This window comes from Flavobacterium sp. K77 (assembly GCF_021608205.1).
In the GTDB taxonomy this organism is placed as follows: Bacteria; Bacteroidota; Bacteroidia; order Flavobacteriales; family Flavobacteriaceae; genus Flavobacterium; species Flavobacterium turcicum.
The window spans coordinates 234,516-254,344 of the sequence record NZ_JAKIHO010000005.1; the positions used below are offsets into that span (position 1 = coordinate 234,516).

The 19,829-nt window shown below is 35.7% G+C and carries 14 protein-coding genes; 4 read left to right on the plus strand and 10 right to left on the minus strand.

Annotated features, from left to right (window positions below):
• Positions 1–8: 8 nt before the first annotated feature.
• On the minus strand, positions 9–2,465 hold the full coding sequence (locus L1S34_RS11110) for an AsmA family protein (protein WP_236364074.1): 2,457 nt from the start codon (positions 2,463–2,465) through the stop codon (positions 9–11).
• 425 nt (positions 2,466–2,890) lie between these two features.
• Between L1S34_RS11110 and L1S34_RS11115 the strand changes: the two genes are divergently transcribed.
• A complete protein-coding gene (locus L1S34_RS11115; protein ID WP_236364075.1) occupies positions 2,891–4,462 on the plus strand; it encodes a L,D-transpeptidase family protein in 1,572 nt (523 codons plus the stop codon).
• A gap of 101 nt (positions 4,463–4,563) precedes the next feature.
• On the opposite strand, the gene L1S34_RS11120 is transcribed toward L1S34_RS11115, so the two are convergent.
• The 8 genes from L1S34_RS11120 to L1S34_RS11155 form a co-directional block, all read right to left on the minus strand.
• Positions 4,564–4,878 carry an HPF/RaiA family ribosome-associated protein gene (locus L1S34_RS11120; RefSeq protein WP_166135656.1) on the minus strand — a complete coding sequence of 105 codons (315 nt, stop codon included), beginning with the start codon at positions 4,876–4,878 and terminating at the stop codon, positions 4,564–4,566.
• 206 nt (positions 4,879–5,084) lie between these two features.
• The gene (locus L1S34_RS11125) at positions 5,085–7,187 is read right to left on the minus strand and encodes a prolyl oligopeptidase family serine peptidase (RefSeq protein WP_236364101.1); all 2,103 of its coding nucleotides are present in this window, start codon (positions 7,185–7,187) and stop codon (positions 5,085–5,087) included.
• Positions 7,188–7,358: 171 nt separating this feature from the next.
• On the minus strand, positions 7,359–7,916 hold the full coding sequence (locus L1S34_RS11130; protein ID WP_236364076.1) for a type 1 periplasmic binding fold superfamily protein: 558 nt from the start codon (positions 7,914–7,916) through the stop codon (positions 7,359–7,361).
• 17 nt (positions 7,917–7,933) lie between these two features.
• On the minus strand, positions 7,934–10,318 hold the full coding sequence (locus L1S34_RS11135; RefSeq protein ID WP_236364077.1) for a TonB-dependent receptor: 2,385 nt from the start codon (positions 10,316–10,318) through the stop codon (positions 7,934–7,936).
• Positions 10,319–10,391: 73 nt separating this feature from the next.
• Positions 10,392–10,736, minus strand: coding sequence for a hypothetical protein (locus L1S34_RS11140; protein ID WP_166135644.1), 345 nt, complete (start codon positions 10,734–10,736; stop codon positions 10,392–10,394).
• 143 nt (positions 10,737–10,879) lie between these two features.
• Complete coding sequence (locus L1S34_RS11145; RefSeq protein WP_166135641.1) at positions 10,880–11,875, minus strand: aspartate-semialdehyde dehydrogenase; 996 nt, start codon at positions 11,873–11,875, stop codon at positions 10,880–10,882.
• Positions 11,876–13,267: 1,392 nt separating this feature from the next.
• Positions 13,268–13,645 carry a large conductance mechanosensitive channel protein MscL gene (mscL, locus tag L1S34_RS11150; RefSeq protein ID WP_166135638.1) on the minus strand — a complete coding sequence of 126 codons (378 nt, stop codon included), beginning with the start codon at positions 13,643–13,645 and terminating at the stop codon, positions 13,268–13,270.
• 86 nt (positions 13,646–13,731) lie between these two features.
• Positions 13,732–16,176, minus strand: a complete 2,445-nt coding sequence (locus tag L1S34_RS11155) for a bifunctional UDP-N-acetylmuramoyl-tripeptide:D-alanyl-D-alanine ligase/alanine racemase (protein ID WP_236364078.1) — start codon at positions 16,174–16,176, stop codon at positions 13,732–13,734.
• A gap of 187 nt (positions 16,177–16,363) precedes the next feature.
• Between L1S34_RS11155 and L1S34_RS11160 the strand changes: the two genes are divergently transcribed.
• A complete protein-coding gene (locus tag L1S34_RS11160) occupies positions 16,364–16,975 on the plus strand; it encodes a hypothetical protein (protein ID WP_236364079.1) in 612 nt (203 codons plus the stop codon).
• Here L1S34_RS11160 and L1S34_RS11165 read toward each other — a convergent pair.
• Positions 16,970–17,671, minus strand: a complete 702-nt coding sequence (locus L1S34_RS11165; RefSeq protein WP_236364080.1) for a porin family protein — start codon at positions 17,669–17,671, stop codon at positions 16,970–16,972. The two genes, L1S34_RS11160 and L1S34_RS11165, sit on opposite strands and share 6 nt — an antisense overlap.
• Positions 17,672–17,969: 298 nt before the next feature.
• On the opposite strand from L1S34_RS11165, the gene L1S34_RS11170 reads away from it, so the two are divergent.
• The gene (locus L1S34_RS11170; RefSeq protein WP_236364081.1) at positions 17,970–18,614 is read left to right on the plus strand and encodes a hypothetical protein; all 645 of its coding nucleotides are present in this window, start codon (positions 17,970–17,972) and stop codon (positions 18,612–18,614) included.
• A 274-nt stretch (positions 18,615–18,888) separates the two neighbouring features.
• Positions 18,889–19,533, plus strand: a complete 645-nt coding sequence (locus L1S34_RS11175) for a hypothetical protein (RefSeq protein WP_236364082.1) — start codon at positions 18,889–18,891, stop codon at positions 19,531–19,533.
• Positions 19,534–19,829: the final 296 nt, after the last annotated feature.

Sequence of the window (19,829 nt, forward strand, 5' to 3'; positions counted from 1 at the left end):
TTGTATTTTTATTCGTGATTTTTATTCCATTTAATTTTAATTTTTCCATCCACATCTTGTGCCAAAAGGTGTAAAACCAAACCTTTGTAACGTTTAGCCAAGCGTTTTTCCTCATCGGAAATTAGCGTATCTTTTCTAGGATTTCGAAGCGGAATGGTCATGGCCAAATTGGTGCCGCGTTGAAACGAATATACGCCATTTACATCAAAATTTAAAATGCTAGAACTCACTTTTAATTTTTTGATTCCCACCCGACCTTCATTAATTTTAAAATCGCCAACCAAATCACTCAACACAATATTGCTGACGTTTCGAAACGGAAAAGCAAATTTTGCTACCGCAGTTATAGGTTTAAAATTGATCAAAGCCCCATCAAACAATTTGAAATTAACATTACCAGCGAGCGTTTCCGTTTGTAATGCGCCTCCGGCAATCATCAATCCTTTGACGTCAGCAGTGGCATTTAGTGTTCCCTCGATATTAGCAGGTTGAAAAGATTTGATTCCGAAATTATCCATAGCCGTTAAAAACTGAGTTACGTTGATGCTACTTAATTTTACATTAGAAGCTACTTTAAAATTCTTGTTTTCGCGACTCAACTTTCCGACTACCTCAATACGACCACCGCAAGTTTCGAGCTTGGCTTTTTGCACAATAAACGAATCATTAATTAGTGCCACCGAAGCCAGTACTCGCGATGCATTCCATTTGCCATAGTTAATTTTATCGGCCTTAACATCCATTATTACTTGCGATTTATGGATGGCATCGTATAATTTTGCTGAAAAAGGATCTGCTACAGCAACCGCCTTTGCTTGCTTTGGATTATCAGTTGTTATGGCGCCTACAAATTGTTTCACATCCAAATACGGAGCGTATACTTGCCAATTGACAATCATTTTTTGGGGACTATCGTAATACAAAGTCATGAAATTATCTATTTTACCCTCCATAAAAACAGCACTTTTTGCATTTCTAAAACTAATATTTTTAAGTAAAAGTGCTTTGTCTGTAAAATCGAGCTCTATATTGGTTTTTAGGAAAGCAAAATTCTTTGGACCGTAGTTCAGCAGTGCCTCTTTTACAAAAACACGGCCTTTGAATTGGGGTTTCTTAATTTTTAGACTCGCCACATCAAACTTAAACTCTAATTTGACGGTAGCATCTCCGCCCGTAAAATACAATATTTCTTTGTCGATTAATTTATTGAGGCGTTGCATTTTAAAATTAGCGCGAAAATTTCCGGTAGCAATAGTTTTTTCAAAATTAGCAATTACACCTTGAGGAATTCGGAAAGGAATGGTTTTGTATTGGCCTGCAAAATTGGTGAGGCGTATTGCTGAATTAACATCGTTACAACCCAAACCTTTTTTGAAATTATTGGTAAATTGACCCGTAAAGGAACAATTTGTTATAATTCCATCAGGAATAGTTAGCCTATCATTTTTCACGCGCGCCAGCACCACAATTTCAGGATCGCCCATCGTATTCAAGTCGCCAATAATCGAACAACGCACTTGTAATCGCTTTTGGAGATCGAACTGATCCAAACGTTTTTTGATATTTCCACTCAAAATAGCGGCTGCATTGCGCCATAAAATATTGGTTTGAATGCTAATATCAAACGGAGCTTGGTCTTCTTGAATTCCGAAATGCGCTTGAACGGCAAACACATCGGCACCAATGAAAAGCTCATCAGCCTTTACAGAAATCTTTTTACTTAGTGCGTCATAATTCGCTTCCAATACCGCCTGAATTACTTTGTTCTGAACAAAACTTCCTCTTTGTGTATTAAAAGCCATACTATTAGCCTTTGTTTTTATGGCAACCTTTGACTGCCAATTGTAACCGTCAAAAGTAAAATTGCCTTTTAGGTATTCTACATCAAAATCGAATAATTTTTTTCCTTTTTGGTTTTCAGAAATCAAGCGGACATTTTTAAAAATAATTTCTTTAACCGCGGTATCAGTCGTACTTTTAGATTGGCTTTTGTTCTTCTTACTTTTAAAAATAGAAGTATTTACCACACCATTTTTTGATTTAAAAACATGCAAATTCGCATTTTGAACCTCTATTTTATCAATAAACAACTCGTTACCCAACAACTTTAAAACATTTACGCGCAACTTAATACGCTCTGCTTGAAGCAAGGTACGCTTGTGTAATGGCCATAAACTATCTTTGACCTGTACTTGACTTAAAGCCAAAGTCATGTTGGGAAAACCTTGAAAAAACGCATAGTTAACATCCTTTATCACGACTGAACCCGAACAATTTTCGTTGATTTGTTCATTAATTTGCTGTACTATTTGGGCTTTATTACTGTCAAAATAAACCGAAAAACCGACACAAAGCAGCAACACAAGAGCTACAAAAGCCAATGCCAAAATGCCCAAACTTTTGAGAATTTTTGCAGGGGTCAACCGGTCTAAAAAATTACGAATAGGTGACAAAATAGTAGGCATAGGCATTTTATTCTGATTTAAAAAAGGCGACTTTGGAGTGGATTACTTAAGAGATATTATACCAACACATCTTGAACAATTCCTAATTTTTAAACCCTATTTTTAATAAAAAACCTGGTTTATATTTTTTGTAAAATTACGCTAGCTAAGCCGGATCAACTTTACATGTGAATACAACAATTGTTGTATAATTCACAGATTTAAGCTTGTTAAATATACTCTTAAATTTGTTTTTAAAAAATAAAACGAATACAAATCTCTTATTATCAATAATTTATTATTTTTATTACGCCTTTATGAGCTTATGATTTTTTAACACTTGAGCGCTCGACAAATACCGAACGCTTAAAGTGGAAGACTTGAAAGCATCTTTTTGATGTATTTTTGTGTTGACATAAACCACTAGAATTTCAAAACCAAATACAATGAGAAAATTATACGCTGCTTTTTTGATTCTCATCTCGTTAACAATTGTTTCTTGTAAAAAAGATAAAAACAAAGCCATTTCCCAAGTCAAAAATACTCCCACTAACTATTTAGAAGTGTCCTTTGATAGTACTCAGATTGCTCCATTTTTTGAATCGTATCCCGACCTAAAAGCCTATCAAACAAAAGTGGAGGAATTGTATCGCAAGCGCCAATTCCATTATATTTGGTTTGACAAAGATGGTATAAATGAGTTTGCTGGCGTTTTATACAATAAAGTGAACACCATCAATCAAGAAGGTGTAGAAGCTAAAATACCTTATCAAGAAAAATTTGATGCTATTTTTAAAGATCCCAAAAAATACAAAAAAGCGAGTGTTGAAACTGAATTGCTCAACTCAGCACTATTTTTCTTTTATGTTGACAAAGTTTATGATGGAATAGCACCCGAAAAAACCAGAGATTTAGAATGGTTTTTGCCCCGAAAAAAACAATCGTATGATGCGTATTTGGATTCGCTTTTAATCAATCCATCCTTAATTCACAAGGAAGAAAAAGGCTTATTGAAACAATATTTTTTACTCAAGAAAGCATTGGCCAATTATAGAGCAATCGAAACAAAAGGCGGTTGGTCAAAAATCACGGTTGATTCTCTTGTAAAAAAATACCAACCGGGTGATAGCGCACAAGTGATCGCCCAAATTAGAACCCGACTTTTTACGACCAACGATTTAGAGCAAGATTCTAAAAGCGCTATTTATGATGAGGAGCTAGAAAAAGGCGTTTTAAATTACAAAAAAAGACACGGAAATGCATGGAATAAAAGCATCCTGCCTGAACACATAAAGAGCATGAATGTTCCCGTGCAAGAACGCATCAAAACCATTATGCTCAACATGGAACGTTGCAGATGGGTGTCAAACGACATTACCAAATCAAAAGAATTGGTAGTGGTGAATATTCCAGCCTATGAACTCACCTTTTTTAGAAACGGGCTAGCGGAACTAAAGTCGAAAGTTGTGGTAGGAAAAGCATTGAACAAGACAGTTATTTTTAGTGCACCCATGCGTTATATTGTTTTTCGCCCGTACTGGAATGTACCAACAAGTATACTTAAAAACGAAATTTTGCCCGCCATAGAAAAAGACCCGAACTATTTAGCAAAACACAACATGGAATGGAACAATGGCTCCGTCAGGCAAAAACCGGGAGCATCAAACTCTTTGGGATTGGTAAAGTTTTTATTTCCAAATTCGAATGCTATTTATTTGCATGATACGCCCTCGAAAGGATTGTTTACTCGCGAATCAAGAGCATTCAGTCATGGTTGTATTAGAGTAGCAAAGCCCAAACAACTAGCCGAAGCCTTGATGAAAAACGACCCAAAATGGAATATGGAGAAAATTGAGCAAAAAATGGCCGCTGGTGATGAATATTGGTACACTTTGCCTGAAAAAATCCCTGTTTATATTGGTTATTTCACCTCTTGGGTTGATGCTGATGGCAACTTGTCTTTTTATGAAGATGTATACGAGAGAGATCCTGCTTTGGCGGCTTTGCTTTTTAAATAAATCCTTTGAATTGTAGTTTTCTAAAAAATGACACACTAGTTGATAAGACAAAAAAAGACACTTTTCTCAAAGTGTCTTTTTTTTATCCTACGCAAATAAAATTAGTGTGTTTTCATTTTATCAAAAGTAGTCCCCAGTACTTTTTTTATTTTATCTAAAGCCCCGTGAAATGCTTTTTCAGTGGTTTCTGCATGATGCGTTACCGCTAGTGGTTGGCTGTTTACTGGTCGGGCTTCAATGAGACATCTTTTATCGTTAACTCCTGATTTATCGCTGTTTTCGTCACCAAGATGGACTTCTAGACGGGTTACTTTATCCTCAAAACGGGCCAAAGCTGTAGCTACCTCATCCTGAATATACAATTTTAGGCGTGCATGTCCTTCTACATTATTGTCTGTGTTGATTTGTACTGTCATGATGTTTTAAATTTTAAGGTTGTTTCTCAAATTTACGAAAGCCCTTTCATAAATACGAGTGCATTAATAAAACATTATGATAATAAAACCACCTAAATTCACCGCCATACTTGGTTTTATTTTAATTTTTTTGAAATAAAAAAAACGCTATTCTTTCAAATAGCGTTTCAATTATTTAACGATTTGTACACCAAATCAAAAGATTATTAATTTAACTCTGGCAATAAAACAACTCCCATATTAAACAAAGTAAACGCTTGTATGTCTACATTTTCTTGAATGGTAGCTGCCACTGATTTTCCAGCTCCATGCCCTGCATTAATGTCAATTCGGATTAAAGTTGGGTTATTACCGGTTTGTTTCTCTTGTAATTCGGCCGCAAATTTAAAACTATGAGCAGGCACTACGCGATCATCATGATCACCAGTTGTTACCATAGTTGCAGGATACTGAATACCTTTTTTTACGTTGTGAACAGGAGAATACCCTTTAATATAATTGAACATTTCTTTGCTGTCTTGTGACGTACCGTAATCATACGCCCAACCTGCACCTGCTGTAAAAGTATGGTAACGCAACATATCCATTACACCTACCGCTGGCAAAGCTACTTTCATTAACTCTGGGCGCTGTGTCATAGTTGCGCCAACTAATAATCCTCCGTTTGATCCTCCGCGAATGGCTAAATAATTCGGAGAAGTATACTTTTGAGCAATTAAATATTCGGCTGCTGCAATAAAATCGTCAAATACATTTTGTTTTTGCATTTTGGTTCCTGCATCGTGCCATTTTTTGCCGTATTCGCCACCACCACGTAAATTAGGTACTGCGTAAACACCGCCGTTTTCCATCCAAACCGCATTTGCAATGCTAAAACTTGGCGTTAAGCTCACATTAAAACCACCATAACCGTACAACATAGTTGGATTGGTTCCATCTAGCTTTAAACCTTTTTTATGCGTAATGATCATCGGGATTTTTGTGCCATCTTTTGAGGTATAAAATACTTGTTTTGACTCGTACAAATCACTGTTGAAATCTACTTTTGGTTTTTCATATACTTGCGATACACCTGTTGCTACATCATAAGAAAAAGTTGAACCTGGTGTGATGTAATTGGTGAAAGAATAATACAGTTTTTGTTCTGATTTTTTACCACCAAAACCACCTGCTGTTCCCACGCCTGGCAATTCTATTTGACGAACAAGCTTACCATTGTAATCGTATTGTTTTACTACAGAAACTGCATCTTGCATGTAATTGGCAAAAAAGTAACCACCGCCAGTTGACGGAGACAAAACGTTTTCAGTTTCGGCAATAAAGTTTTTCCAATTTGCAGGAACCGGATTGCTTACATCAACAGTTACGATACGTTTGTTTGGTGCATTTAAATCGGTTTCAATAAACAACTTCGAACCTTCATTCTCGATGATATTGTTATCGGTTTTAAAATTATCAACGATAGTTACAATAGCACTTTTAGGCTTGCTTAAATCTTTGATATACAATTCATTTCCGTAGGTCGAATTTGCCGCAGTTATTACCAAATAACGATCGTCCTCGGTAACGTACCCTCCTACATAACGGCGTTTTGTATTAGCACCAAAAATCACTAAATCGCTTTTTTGAGCGGTACCTAATTTATGGAAATACAATTTGTGCTGATCTGTTTTGGCAGATAACTCGCTTCCTGTTGGTTTGTCATAACTAGAATAATAAAACCCTTCGTTTCCTAACCACGAAACGCCACTAAACTTTACATCGACAATTGTATCGCCAATAATTTTTTGCGTCTCGGCGTCCATCACTACAACTTTACGCCAATCACTTCCACCTTCTGAAATGGCATAAGCTACTTTAGACCCGTCTTTAGAAAAATTTAATCCACCTAAAGAACTTGTACCATCTTTAGAAAAAGTATTTGGATCTAAAAAAACCGATTCCTTTCCTTGAGCATCTTTGCGATATAAAACCGATTGATTTTGTAATCCGTTGTTTTTATAGTAATAGGTATAGGCACCTTCTTTGAACGGAGCTCCTATTTTTTCATAGTTCCAAAGTTTTTCCATACGTGCTTTAATCACGTTACGAAATGGAATTTGCCCCAAATAATCATAAGTTACCTCGTTTTGAGCTTTTACCCAAGCTCCCGTTTCAGCTGATTTGTCATCCTCTAACCAACGGTACGGATCGGCCAATTTAGTATCAAAATATACATCTACTGTTTCGCCTTTGTTAGTCTTTGGATACTGCACTTTTTTAGGCGTATTATTTTGCCCAAAAGATGCTACCGCTGATGATATAGCCATTATTAAAAAAGTTTTTTTCATTAGTTAAATTTTAAGGTTGTTACAAAAATAGCAATAAGTTTGTCTAAGCCTTGCGAATAGTTCTTAAATTAAACAAAAAAACGCTATCAATAGGATAGCGTTTTGTCTTTGATAAAATAATCGATTGAGACTTATTTTAACGTTTGAGACTTATTTTAACGTTACCGGATATGTAATCAACGCATCAGTTGCTCCACCAGCATTCGTAATTGAACCTGTAGCAACACCATCAGCTGTTTTTACTGGTTCATGTCTTAAAGTTACCGTGATTGAGCCTGTTGTAGCAATCGCTCCTGTTTTTAAAGTAAATTTTAAACCAATTGGCTTTCCATTAGCATCTGCATCTGCATAAGTAAAAGCACCTACTACCGCTGGTGCCTGAAAAAATAACTGGTGCTCAACTCCTTCTTCTAAAATTTCTGCTGTAATATTATCAGCAGGAGTTACTGATTCATTTAAAAAACTAACTGCTCCTGTATAAGTAGTATTTAATGCTAGTTCACCTGAAACAGTAATCACAGGCATATTAGGACCATCACCATCAAGATCTTTTGACGTTAATGTGATTGTTTGGTTTCCTGCAGTTAATGTGGTTGTTACTGTAGTAATCAATTCTTCTTCATTAACTGCAATTGGATCGTCGTTATTACAAGATGAAAAGCTTACTAATGTGATTAATGCAAAGGCTAAAATTTTAAAATTTTTCATTTTTTTTGTGTTTACTTTTAATAATTAAATTTGATTTGTAGTTGTATGTTTCTACCCATTTCGTCAGCAAAAAGCCGCTGTCTATTGAGGTAATCACGATACGAAGTGTTTGCTATATTTTGAACAGAAAATGCTACCGTAGTGCTTGTTTTACCGAATGTTTTGAATGTCATTTGAGAATAAAAATGCAACAAATGATAACCTGCTGGCGGCGTACTAATATCTACCACAACGGGAACCAACTCATTATTTTCGATGATATTGGTGGTGAAGTTATAGTTTGGAAATTGATTTTGACGCAACATCAACTCACTTTTTAATTCGAGTTTCAAATCGTGCCAAGCCGCTTTTGTGAACTGAATTTTATTGCTCACACCCAATGGAGGCATATCAATAAGAGCCGTGCGGTTGCTAACATCCCTACCGTTTACATAAGAGACCATTAGTCCGTGTTGCCATTCTTCGTTAATTTTCCATTGTGTTTGCAAGTCAACCCCAAACAATCTGGCTTGCGTTTGTTGGTAATCATACACTGGGAAAGCACCGCGAATCGTGGTTTCAAAACCTACTGGTCGTAAAAACATAAAATTGCGAATGCTGTTTAAGTACGGATTGAATTCTACCGAAAAACGATTCCATTTTTTTTGTAATGTAGTCGACAATTTAACGGCTTGCTCTTGATCTAAGGCCAAATCTCCCAACTCAATAACTCCTGTAGAATGATGCAAACCATCACTAAAAAATTCAGACGGATTCGGATTTCTAGCAGCTAAACTTACATTGCCATACCAGTGCAAATCGTTTTCAAACTCGCGGTGAAAGCCCAAACTTGCCGATACGTTATGAAAGTTAAACGATGGTTTTGTAAGCCATTGGTTGCCTTGTTCGCCAACAATAAAGTTTGAAAATTCAGGATCGTAACCACGCTCATCCCATCTTGATTTCAAATAAAACTTGGTAGCATTGGTTTGCGAAAAATCATAACGTACTCCAGCATCTACCGAAAAATGATCTGAAAAATCGTAATTAAAAATGCCGTAAGTAGCCAATTCAAAACGATCGAAGGTTGGTATCAAAGGTTTTATACCCGTTGCTGGATTGGCAAAATTGCTTTGCAATGAACTACTAACACCTGATTTGAAAGTCCAATCATGAAGTGTTTTTTTATAATCAACTTGCATGGCGTGTGTGGCCAACTCCAAATCTAAAGCAGCGCGCGAATTGAAATCACCTCTACGAACATCAAACTCTAATCTTTTGTTGAATTGAAAAGAATATTGCGCCGCGATTGATGCCGTTTCGTCTAGAAAGTAATTAAAATTCACCTTAGCTAAATGATGTTGCACCTCTTGCTTTGGGTTTCGAATGGCATAGGTAAAATCATTAACAACCGATGGCCTTTTGTTGGTTATCGAATTGTACAAATCATTAACATTACCAATATGCGACGCACTCAAAATTCCGATTGTAGTGTTGTAATAGCTGTAATACGCACCAATGTCGTATTTTTTCGCAGTATACTTCACATCACCTGAAAAATTGGCCTCGCGATTTCCGGTATTTGAAAGAACATAGGTTGGTGTTTCGCGATCGCCCATATACTTAAATGTACCTAACGCATTCCAACTCCATCTTTTGTCATTGCCTTTGTGCAAACTCGAACTAATTGAACCACCGCGACCGTTGGATACCATATTTAAAATAGTTTTTCCAAAAAGTGTGTCTTTTTTTACGGTTAGCGGCTCAATGACAACCAATCCACCAACGGCATCTCCGCCGTATTGCAATCCGGATGCACCCTTGATTACCGTTATTTTTCCTGCGGCATTCAAATCAAAATTAGGAGCGTGTTCCGTTCCCCATTGCTGGTCTTCGAGTCGCACATTATTATTGATTATCGGCACTCTACTACCAAACAGTCCGTTGATAATTGGTTTTACCACGGTGCTACCTGTCTTTAAACTAGAAACACCATTCACCTCCCTTAGCACTTCGCCCAAGGTTTGATTACTGAACCTTTCAATAGTCTCTGTTTTGATTTTTTGCTCCAGCAAAGATTTGTTGAGCGTATTGTTTTTTTGACGCACGACCACTTCTTGAAGCTTATCTGCTTTTTCTTTTAAAACAAAATCAAAAACAAGATCCTCTGATAGGTTTACCAAAGTATCTACCGACTGAAAACCAATGTACGAAACGTGTATTTTTTGGCTTCCTGAAGGGAGTTTTTTAAGCAAATAATTCCCATCAGCATCAGCTGAAACTGTTTTTTTACCAATATGAATGTGACTTCCCACAAGCGGAGTTCCGGCCTGAGAGGTTATTTTTCCGCGTACAGTACTTTGTGCAAATGAGATAGTGCAAAAAAGACTGATACAGAAAAAAAGATGGCTTTTTTTATGCATGTTCTTTGTTCAAGAGATAGAAACGATTAATACATTTTCTAAATTCGAAAATGTATGATAATAAATATTCGTTCTAGGACAAAGGTGGTGCTCGAAGCGCAAAAAGGCTCCCTTTATAGAAACTGTTGATTTCAGTGGAAATAACAACGGTTTTTTGTGTTACTAAATCAAAGTTTTCAATTGAAATTTTAGATGGAAATAAAAAAGTAAAAGTACTTACTTTAAAAGCGCAAATACCGCAAAAGTCATAACCATCATGTTGGTGTGTGATTTCAGTAGCTGATTTTTTTTCATGTGTACAATGAACTTCCGCAAGTTGTGTAGCTATATGCTCGTATTTGTGCACAGATTGAAACAGCATTGAGCACAATACTGTCACGGTGAGCACGAGACTTACGATAGAAAACTTGTTTTTCATGGTGGGCAAATATAACAATCCTAAAACAGAAATCCATTTGTTTTCACAAAATATAAACTTTGTTTCAACAAATGGATTCTAAAATCGCAAAAAAAAGAGACACATTTAACAATTTTGCTAATCAAATGTGATCAATTTGTGTTTTATACTAATTTATTGGCAACTAAATATTCAGCAATTTGAATGGTATTTGTAGCAGCACCTTTACGCAAGTTATCAGCAACTATCCACATGTTTAAGGTGTTTTCTTGGCTTTCGTCACGACGAATTCTACCTACAAAAACAGCATCTTTACCTTCGGCATACAACGGCATTGGATAAGTAAACGCATCGATATTATCTTGAAGTACCACACCATCTGTGTGGTGCAAAATAGAACGTACTTCGCTCAAATCAAAATCATTTGAAAACTCTACATTTACCGCCTCACTGTGTCCACCTACAACAGGAACACGCACGGCGGTAGCCGTTACAGCAATCGTATTATCACTTAAAATCTTTTTGGTTTCGCGCACCAATTTCATTTCTTCTTTAGTGTAACCGTTCTCTTCGAAAGAGTCGCATTGTGGGATAGCATTTCTATGAATTGGATATTTATAAGCCATATCGCCTTGCACTCCTGCGTACTCGTTCTCTAATTGTTGCACCGCTTTTACTCCTGTTCCGGTGATCGATTGGTAAGTAGAAACAATGACACGTTTGATATTGTATTTGCGGTGTAATGGAGCTAATACCAACACCATTTGAATAGTAGAGCAATTTGGATTCGCGATGATTTTATCATCAGCCGTAAGTTGGTCAGCGTTGATTTCAGGAACAATTAGTTTTTTAGTTGGATCCATTCTCCAAGCAGAAGAGTTATCAATTACGGTAGTTCCTGCTGCTGCAAATTTTGGAGCCCACTCTAAAGAAGTTTCTCCTCCAGCCGAAAACAAAGCAATATCCGCTTTCAAATCGACTGCAGTTTGCAAACCAACTACTGAATAATTTTTTCCGTTAAAAGCAATTTCTTTCCCTACAGAACGTTCAGAAGCCACAAGAATTAATTCGTCTGTTGCTCCAATAAAATTGCGCTCTGCAAGCACTTTTAACATCACTTCACCAACCATTCCGGTGGCACCAACAACTGCTATTTTCATAGTATATTTTTGATTGAGTATTACATTTAAAGGACAAAAGTAAACATTATTGACTGTACCACAATTGCATTCACAAAAAATAACAAAATGTTTAATTTGTAACAATTCAGACTTAATCACTATTTGTCAATCAACAAAACTAAAGTTATTGAAAAACAATCTTTAATAATGGAGCAACAAACAATACATTTAAAATTTCTTGAAACATTAAGAAAATTAAATATATCAAGGAATTTAAATAGCGAGAAAGATATATGATCGCAATCAATCGAATTTTGCCACAGATTAAAAGGATTAAAAAGATTTCTAAAATTACATAACCAACTAATCTGTGAAATCTGTGGCGGAGAAAATTTGACATTAAATTTTTTGTTTTTATTTGAGCCGGTAGACATTTACCTAAATTATTAAAAAGAGTTTTGCCACTGATTAAAAGGATGAAAAAGATTTCTAAAATTACACAACAAGCTAATCTGTGTTAATCAGTGAAATCTGTGGCGGAGAAAATTTGACATTAAATTTTTTGCTTTTATTTGATCCGGTAGACATTTACCTAAATTATTATAAAGAGTTTTGCCACTGATTAAAAGGATGAAAAAGATTTCTAAAATTACACAACAAGCTAATCTGTGTTAATCAGTGAAATCTGTGGCGGAGAAAATTTGACATTAAATTTTTTGCTTTTATTTGAGCCGGTAGACATTTACCTAAATTATTAAAAAGAGTTTTGCCACTGATTAAAAGGATGAAAAAGATTTCTAAAATTACACAACAAGCTAATCTGTGTTAATCAGTGAAATCTGTGGCGGAGAAAATTTGACATTAAATTTTTTGCTTTTATTTGATCCGGTAGACATTTACCTAAATTATTATAAAGAGTTTTGCCACTGATTAAAAGGATGAAAAAGATTTCTAAAATTACACAACAAGCTAATCTGTGTTAATCAGTGAAATCTGTGGCGGAGAAAATTTGACATTAAATTTTTTGCTTTTATTTGAGCCGGTAGCCATTTACCTAAAATTATTAAAAAGAGTTTTGCCACTGATTAAAAGGATGAAAAAGATTTCTAAAATTACACAACAAGCTAATCTGTGGTAATCAGTGAAATCTGTGGTAAAGAAGAATAATTACTTATTTAAAATGCGACTTTTTGACCGAGTGTTGCGTTAGGGATTGAAGTGGAAATCCTTTTTGAGGCTTTTTAGCCGAAAAAAGATTGCAGCGAAAAGCCCGACCCGCCGCGGCGGGAAACGTCATAAAAAGAAAAACTATTGACTTTTTGGTACATATGACTGGAGAAAAATTTAGTTGGTTTTTCTAGTCAATATAGCGCAAAGAAAAACCGCCACAATTACGTGGCGGTTTAGTTAGAATATATAATGTAGCGGAAATTACTTTTTTAACAAGTCTCTAATTTGCATTAACAATTCTTCTTGCGTTGGTCCAGCAGGAGCAGCAGGAGCTGGCACCTCTTTTTTCTTCATGCTGTTTATTGCTTTTACAATTAGAAAAATTACAAATGCAATTACTAGAAAACTAATAACAGCTGCAAGGAATTTACCGTATAAAATTCCGCCATCTGTTTTTAGTTCAGCTAAATTTTCAACTTGTGCAGCTTTTAATGCTGGATTTAATAATGCAGGCGTAATTACGTCAGCTACTAATGAGTTTACAATGGCGCTGAAAGCAGCTCCTATGATCACTCCGACTGCTAAATCCATTACATTACCTTTTGCAATAAATTCTTTAAATTCTGAAATCATTCCCATACGTTTCTGTTTTAGGTTAAGTTTATTTGTGAGACGAACTTAGTTAAAATTTTAACATAAGCCTAAAAATTTTAACAAAAAAATAACTAAACACGATAAAATACTCTTTTTACGCGCTGTGAAATGGCCGTAAGCACTTCGTAAGCAATCGTATGTAAACGATTTGCAATGTAAGTCACTGATAAATTTTCGCCAAAAACAATTACAACATCGCCTTCTGAGCAGTCAATATCAGTAACGTTCACCATCAGCATATCCATACAAACACTGCCAATGATTGGTGCTTTTTTGTTTTTAATCAAAACATGGCCTACTTCATTACCCCATGCTCTGGAAATTCCGTCGGCATATCCTATTGGTATGGTGGCAATCTTTGTAGGCACTTCAGCCATGAATCGTCTGCCATAACCTACGCTTTCGCCCGCTGAAATCGTTCTAATTTGTGAAATAATCGATTTTAAAGTCCCTACATTTTCTAGTTGTTTTTGTTCTTCGGGATCATTTGAAACGCCGTACAAACCAATACCCAAGCGAACCATATCAAACTGCGCATTCGGAAAATTACTAATTCCCGAAGTATTCAAAATATGCCGAAATGGTTTTATTTTTAACTCATTGCAAATTTGAGTTGACAATTCGTCAAAAAGTGAAATTTGTTGCTGCACAAAATCAAAGTGTTTGGCATCATCACTCGTGGCTAAATGGGATAAAATGCTTTTAACAGTCACGTGCTCGTTGTCGTGCAAAGCAGCTATTAAATCAGGTATTGTGTCTTTCTCAAAACCCAAGCGATGCATTCCGGTATCGATCTTGATGTGAATTGGAAAACGGCTTAAGTCTTTTTGTTTGGCTAATTTTAAAAATGCCTGTAGTCCTTTTAAAGAATAAATCTCGGGCTCAATACCATGCTGAATAATCGCTGAAAAGCTAGTACTCTCAGGATTTAAAACCATAATTGGTACTTTAATTCCGCCATTTTTAAGCGCTATTCCTTCATCGGCGAAAGCCACACCTAGGTAATTCACCTTATTGAATTCTAATAATTTGGCAATTTCAAGACCTCCGTTTCCGTAACCAAAAGCTTTGACCATCACCATTACTTTAACATCAGCTTGCAACTTTGATTTAAAAAAGTTCAAATTGTGTGTGATGGCATTCAAATTAATTTCGAGTACGGTTTCATGGGTTTTCTCTTCGAGCAATTGTACAATTTGTTCAAAGGCAAAAGAGCGTGCTCCTTTTATCAAAATGGTTTCGTTCGAAAAATCAAGTTGCTCAAAATCGGCAATAAACGAAGCTGTATCGGGATAAACAGTGGCTTGGCTAAACTGATTTTGAAACTGTGAAATGGTTGTTCCAATACCAATTACACGTTCTATTTTATGCGCCACAATTAACCTTGCCACTTTTTCATACAGCTCCTCTTGAGGCAATCCGCTTTGGAAAATATCTGATAAAATGATGGTTTTATTTTGGTATTGCTTTTGACTTTCTAAAAAATCCAAAGCAATTTTCAACGATTGGTAATCAGAGCTGTAACTATCATCAATCAAACTGCAGCTGTTGATTCCGTTTTTTACTTTCAAACGCATTTCAACCGGGTACAGCAAGGCCATTCGTTGTTGTATAGTTGCTGCATCATACTTTAAATGCAATAAAACCATCAAGGCTGAAACTGCATTTTCGATAGAAGCTTCGTCTTGAAAAGGGATCTCCACTTCAAACTGAATTGCTTCATAAGTCACACTGAGTTGCGTACCGTTGCCAATCGCCTTTTTTGACAAAAATACATTTGCAGTAACATCCGTCAAACTCCACGAAAGTGCTTTTATATTTTTTGGAAGATACAAATCAACAACTGAATTTTTGTTGTAAATAAGTACCTCAGCATTTTTAAAAAGTTGTAGTTTTTCAATAATTTTTTGTTCACGACTCGTAAATCCTTCATCATGAGCCGAGCCAATATTCGTGAGAACGCCAATGGTAGGTTGCACAATTTGCTGCAATTGTTGCATTTCATTTATGGTAGAAATCCCGGCTTCAAAAATTCCCAGATTATGTTTTTCGTTAATCCCTAATACCGAAAGTGGGACTCCAATTTGCGAGTTATAACTCTTTGGGCTTCGAATAACATTAAAATCAGGGCTCAATAGAAAATTCAGCCATTCCTTAACGATTGTTTTTCCGTTGCTTCCCGTAATACCAATAATAGGAAAATGAAAAAGCTCGCGATACTGCGCTGCCACTTCTTGCAAAGCCTTTCGCGTGTCCTGCACGACATAAAAGTGAGCTGAATTTTGATACTCAGGCGATATATGCTGAACTACAAAATGCTGTACCCCTTGCTGAATCAAATCTGGAATGTATTGATGCGCATCATTATTACTCCCTGCCAATGCAAAGAAAAGCGTTTGCTTGCCATTTTGAAGTGATCTACTATCAATTGAAATGTGATCTAACAACGAACCATCAGCAGTAACAATACCTTTTTTGGTTATTTCAAAAGCAATGGGTAAAGAATTTGAATTCATGAGTAAGCACGGATTATAAAAATCTAAGTTAACGGGCGAAAAAGCCAATCAAAATATAGTCAAAAATACCATTCTTTTTAGGATTAAATGAATCAGCACCTTTAAAAAAAAAGTTTACTTATTGTTAAACTGATTCGAGGTGAGCTGCCAATCATTTGACTTTTGTTATATTTGTTTTTTGACCAAAATGACTTTAAAAAAAATACTTCCACTATTTTCCTATATTTTTCATCCGATATTTATACCGGCAATGGCTGCGTTGTTCTATTTTTTCGGGACTGACATTGATTTTTCTACAACTCAAAGACTATTTGTTTTTGGACAAGTGCTTGTAACCACAGTTTTACTGCCAATAGTTGCCTACTATTTACTGCGCGCTACTGGACAGATAAAAACCATTATGGCAAAAAACATTGGAGAAAGGAAAATTCCACTTGTATTACATTGTTTTTTATTGCTGTTACTGATCAAAAAAAACATTACCATTGTTGATTATCCTGAATTCCACTTTTTTTTATTGGGCGGACTTTTGAGTAGTTTGATCGCGCTTTTGTTACTTTTTATACGCGTAAAAGCCAGTTTACACCTGATAGGAATCAGTTCATTGACTGTTTTTGTAATTGGATGCAGTATGCATTTTCAAATACCGTACATTTTTTTGATTGCCCTACTTATTGTTACGAATGGCTTGGTAGCATCTTCTCGCTTAGAGATGAACGCGCATACGTACAAAGAGTTGTTGATTGGGTTTTTTATAGGATCAATTCCGCAGTTATTACTACTGAATCTCTGGTTATAAAATATAAAAAATGACTCCAAAATTGAGAGCCTGTAATGCAAAAGACTCTGCCGTGGTGGTTCGCGCCTCCAATAAAGGATTCAATCCATAATAAACATACAAGTTGATCGTATTGTAACCCGCGCTTAAGTACGCTCCGTACTGTAGTTTGTTAAAATCTTTATTCCCAGAAATTTTAGTTTTACCTGCGGCTCCATCAAAAATAGCGTTATCCACTAGTAAATAACTAAATTTTAATCCGCAGTAAATACGCCAAAACTTATGACTTTCGTACGTTGAAGTTCGCCATCTGAACTCCAAAGGCACATCAATCGTTAAAGTTGAAATTTTATTTTTATCAAAAGCTGTGTTTGCACCGATTACTTCATAAGATGGATTTTGTGCACTGCCTGATACGGCTAGATTTTGATTATAATTATTGTACGTAAAACCTAAACCTGTAGCAACAGCAACTTGTCTGTTTTTTGAAATAGGCATATCACGCAAAAAACCAAAAGAAATTCCAGATGAAAATTTACTTTGACTCACCCCATTTGGTTTTTTAGAAAGCGTATTGTAAGTCAGGCTAAAATAAAATTGATCTTCACGGTATAAAGAATCCACCTTGACCACAAGGCTATCTTGAGCCACACCTTCGGCCTGTGAGTAGAGTTTACAAAACGACAAAAGCAAAAAACCAAGAATAGTGAAACGCATATTGAAATGAATTTGATGTGAAAACAGAATAATGGCTTGGATTAATTCCGTTTAAAACTAGTACAGAACAAAGATAGCACTAGATTCCTAAAAATATCTTTCAAGACATACAAATAAAAATCAAACTCCTTAACGAGTAGCCAGACATTTGTTAGTAACTAAAAATCTTGATCGCCCAATCTACTCAACACTACATTTAACAAACTCAACTATACTAAACTGTTATTCAACGAATAACAAATTATTTTATGGAACATCAAATTAACTTTGACTCAATAAACCCATAAAACCTATTACTATGAAAAATTTTAATCTACTATTGTTAATTGTTGCTGGATTATTTGCAGCACAAGTAAATGCGCAAGACAACACTGATGTAAACACTGCGACACACCTTTTAAATGTGAGCGTACCAGAAATTGCCCTGATAGACATTTATGACAGTAACACCGGAACAGAAGCCGCAACCGTTGTATTCAACATGGCGAATGCTACACAATCTGGTGTCAATCGTGAAGCAGGTTTGTATGCGTTTTCTGCCTTGAGTTACACAAATTTATATTTGAATTACACTAGTGTTGTGGCTACAGCAACAAACTCTAACGGATACGACTTAACCCGTCAGATCAATGTTCAGTTAGAAGCAGGTAGTACATTTCCAGCGAGTTTAGATTTAAGAATTACACCTGTAGCTCCGTCAATTATTGCTAATGGAGGTACAACAGATTCTGCTGGAACGGTAACTGCCGCAGGAGTAGCTCTAGGAGTAACCAATGCAATTGGTGTAGATGCACTACTAGTAACAAGTATTGAAAGTGTATACACTGGCGATTTGGCTAGAGGTGTAAGATTAACCTATACTTTAGAACAAAATGGAAACTTTGCGGCTTACCGTGCTGGCGATTATAGTGCAACTATCAAATATACTTTGACTGATATTTAATGCACTACACTTCTATTTACAACCTACAGTTAAAGGTTCTTTACATCATGTAAAGAACCTTTATTTTTTGGTAATCAGGATGCTGATTAGGTAATCACAAATGGTTAATAAGAAATCTTAATTTTTACCAGTAAAATAAGCCCACATTATTTACAGCAAGGCTTTTAAAAGATCTTATTCATCTATACTTCAATGCAGTATAACGAAAAACCAAACCTAGTAACAATCTTAGGTTGTAATTTTGAAATATATTAATAATCAAAAAACCCATATTATGAAAAATGTTAACCTACTATTCGTAGCCGTTGCCGCCCTATTAGCTAGCAACGCAAATGCTCAAGACAACACTGATGTAAACACAGCTACACACCTTTTAAATGTGAGTGTACCAGAAATTGCCCTGATAGATATTTATGACAGTAATACCGGAACAGAAGCTGCAACCGTTGTATTTAACATGGCGAATGCTACACAATCTGGTGTCAACCGTGAAGCAGGTTTATATGCTTTTTCAGCCTTGAGTTACACAAATTTATATTTGAATTACACTAGTGTTGTAGCTACAGCAACAAACTCTAACGGATACGACTTAACCCGTCAGATCAATGTTCAGTTAGAGGCAGGTAGTACATTTCCGTCGAGTTTAGATTTAAAAATTACACCTGTAGCTCCATCAATTATTGCTAATGGCGGTACAACAGATTCTGCTGGAACGGTAACTGCTGCAGGAGTACGTTTAGGAGTGACCAATGCAATTGGTGTTGATGCACTATTAGTAACAAGTATTGAAAGTGTATACACTGGCGATTTGGCTAGAGGTGTAAGATTAACCTACACATTAGAACAAAACGGAAACTTCGCATTGTACCGTGCTGGAGATTATAGTGCAACTATCAAATATACATTAACAGATATTTAATGCACTACATTTCTTTTTACAATTTACCAAGAGAGGTTCTTTACACTGTGTATAGAACCTTTCTTTTTAAAGGATTAATTCTAAAAATACGCTTAACAGCAACTCCGCAGTCTTATTTATACAACATTGTCCATCAAAAATAGACCACATCAATATCATGCTGAGTTATGAAAATAGTTCACAGATTAAATAATACCGTTTAACCGTAGTTACTAGCTAACTATCGAAAATCACGAGCAGTGCCCCAACTTAAATAGTAACTTTAGTATAGAGTAAAAAAACCCTATCCCATCATT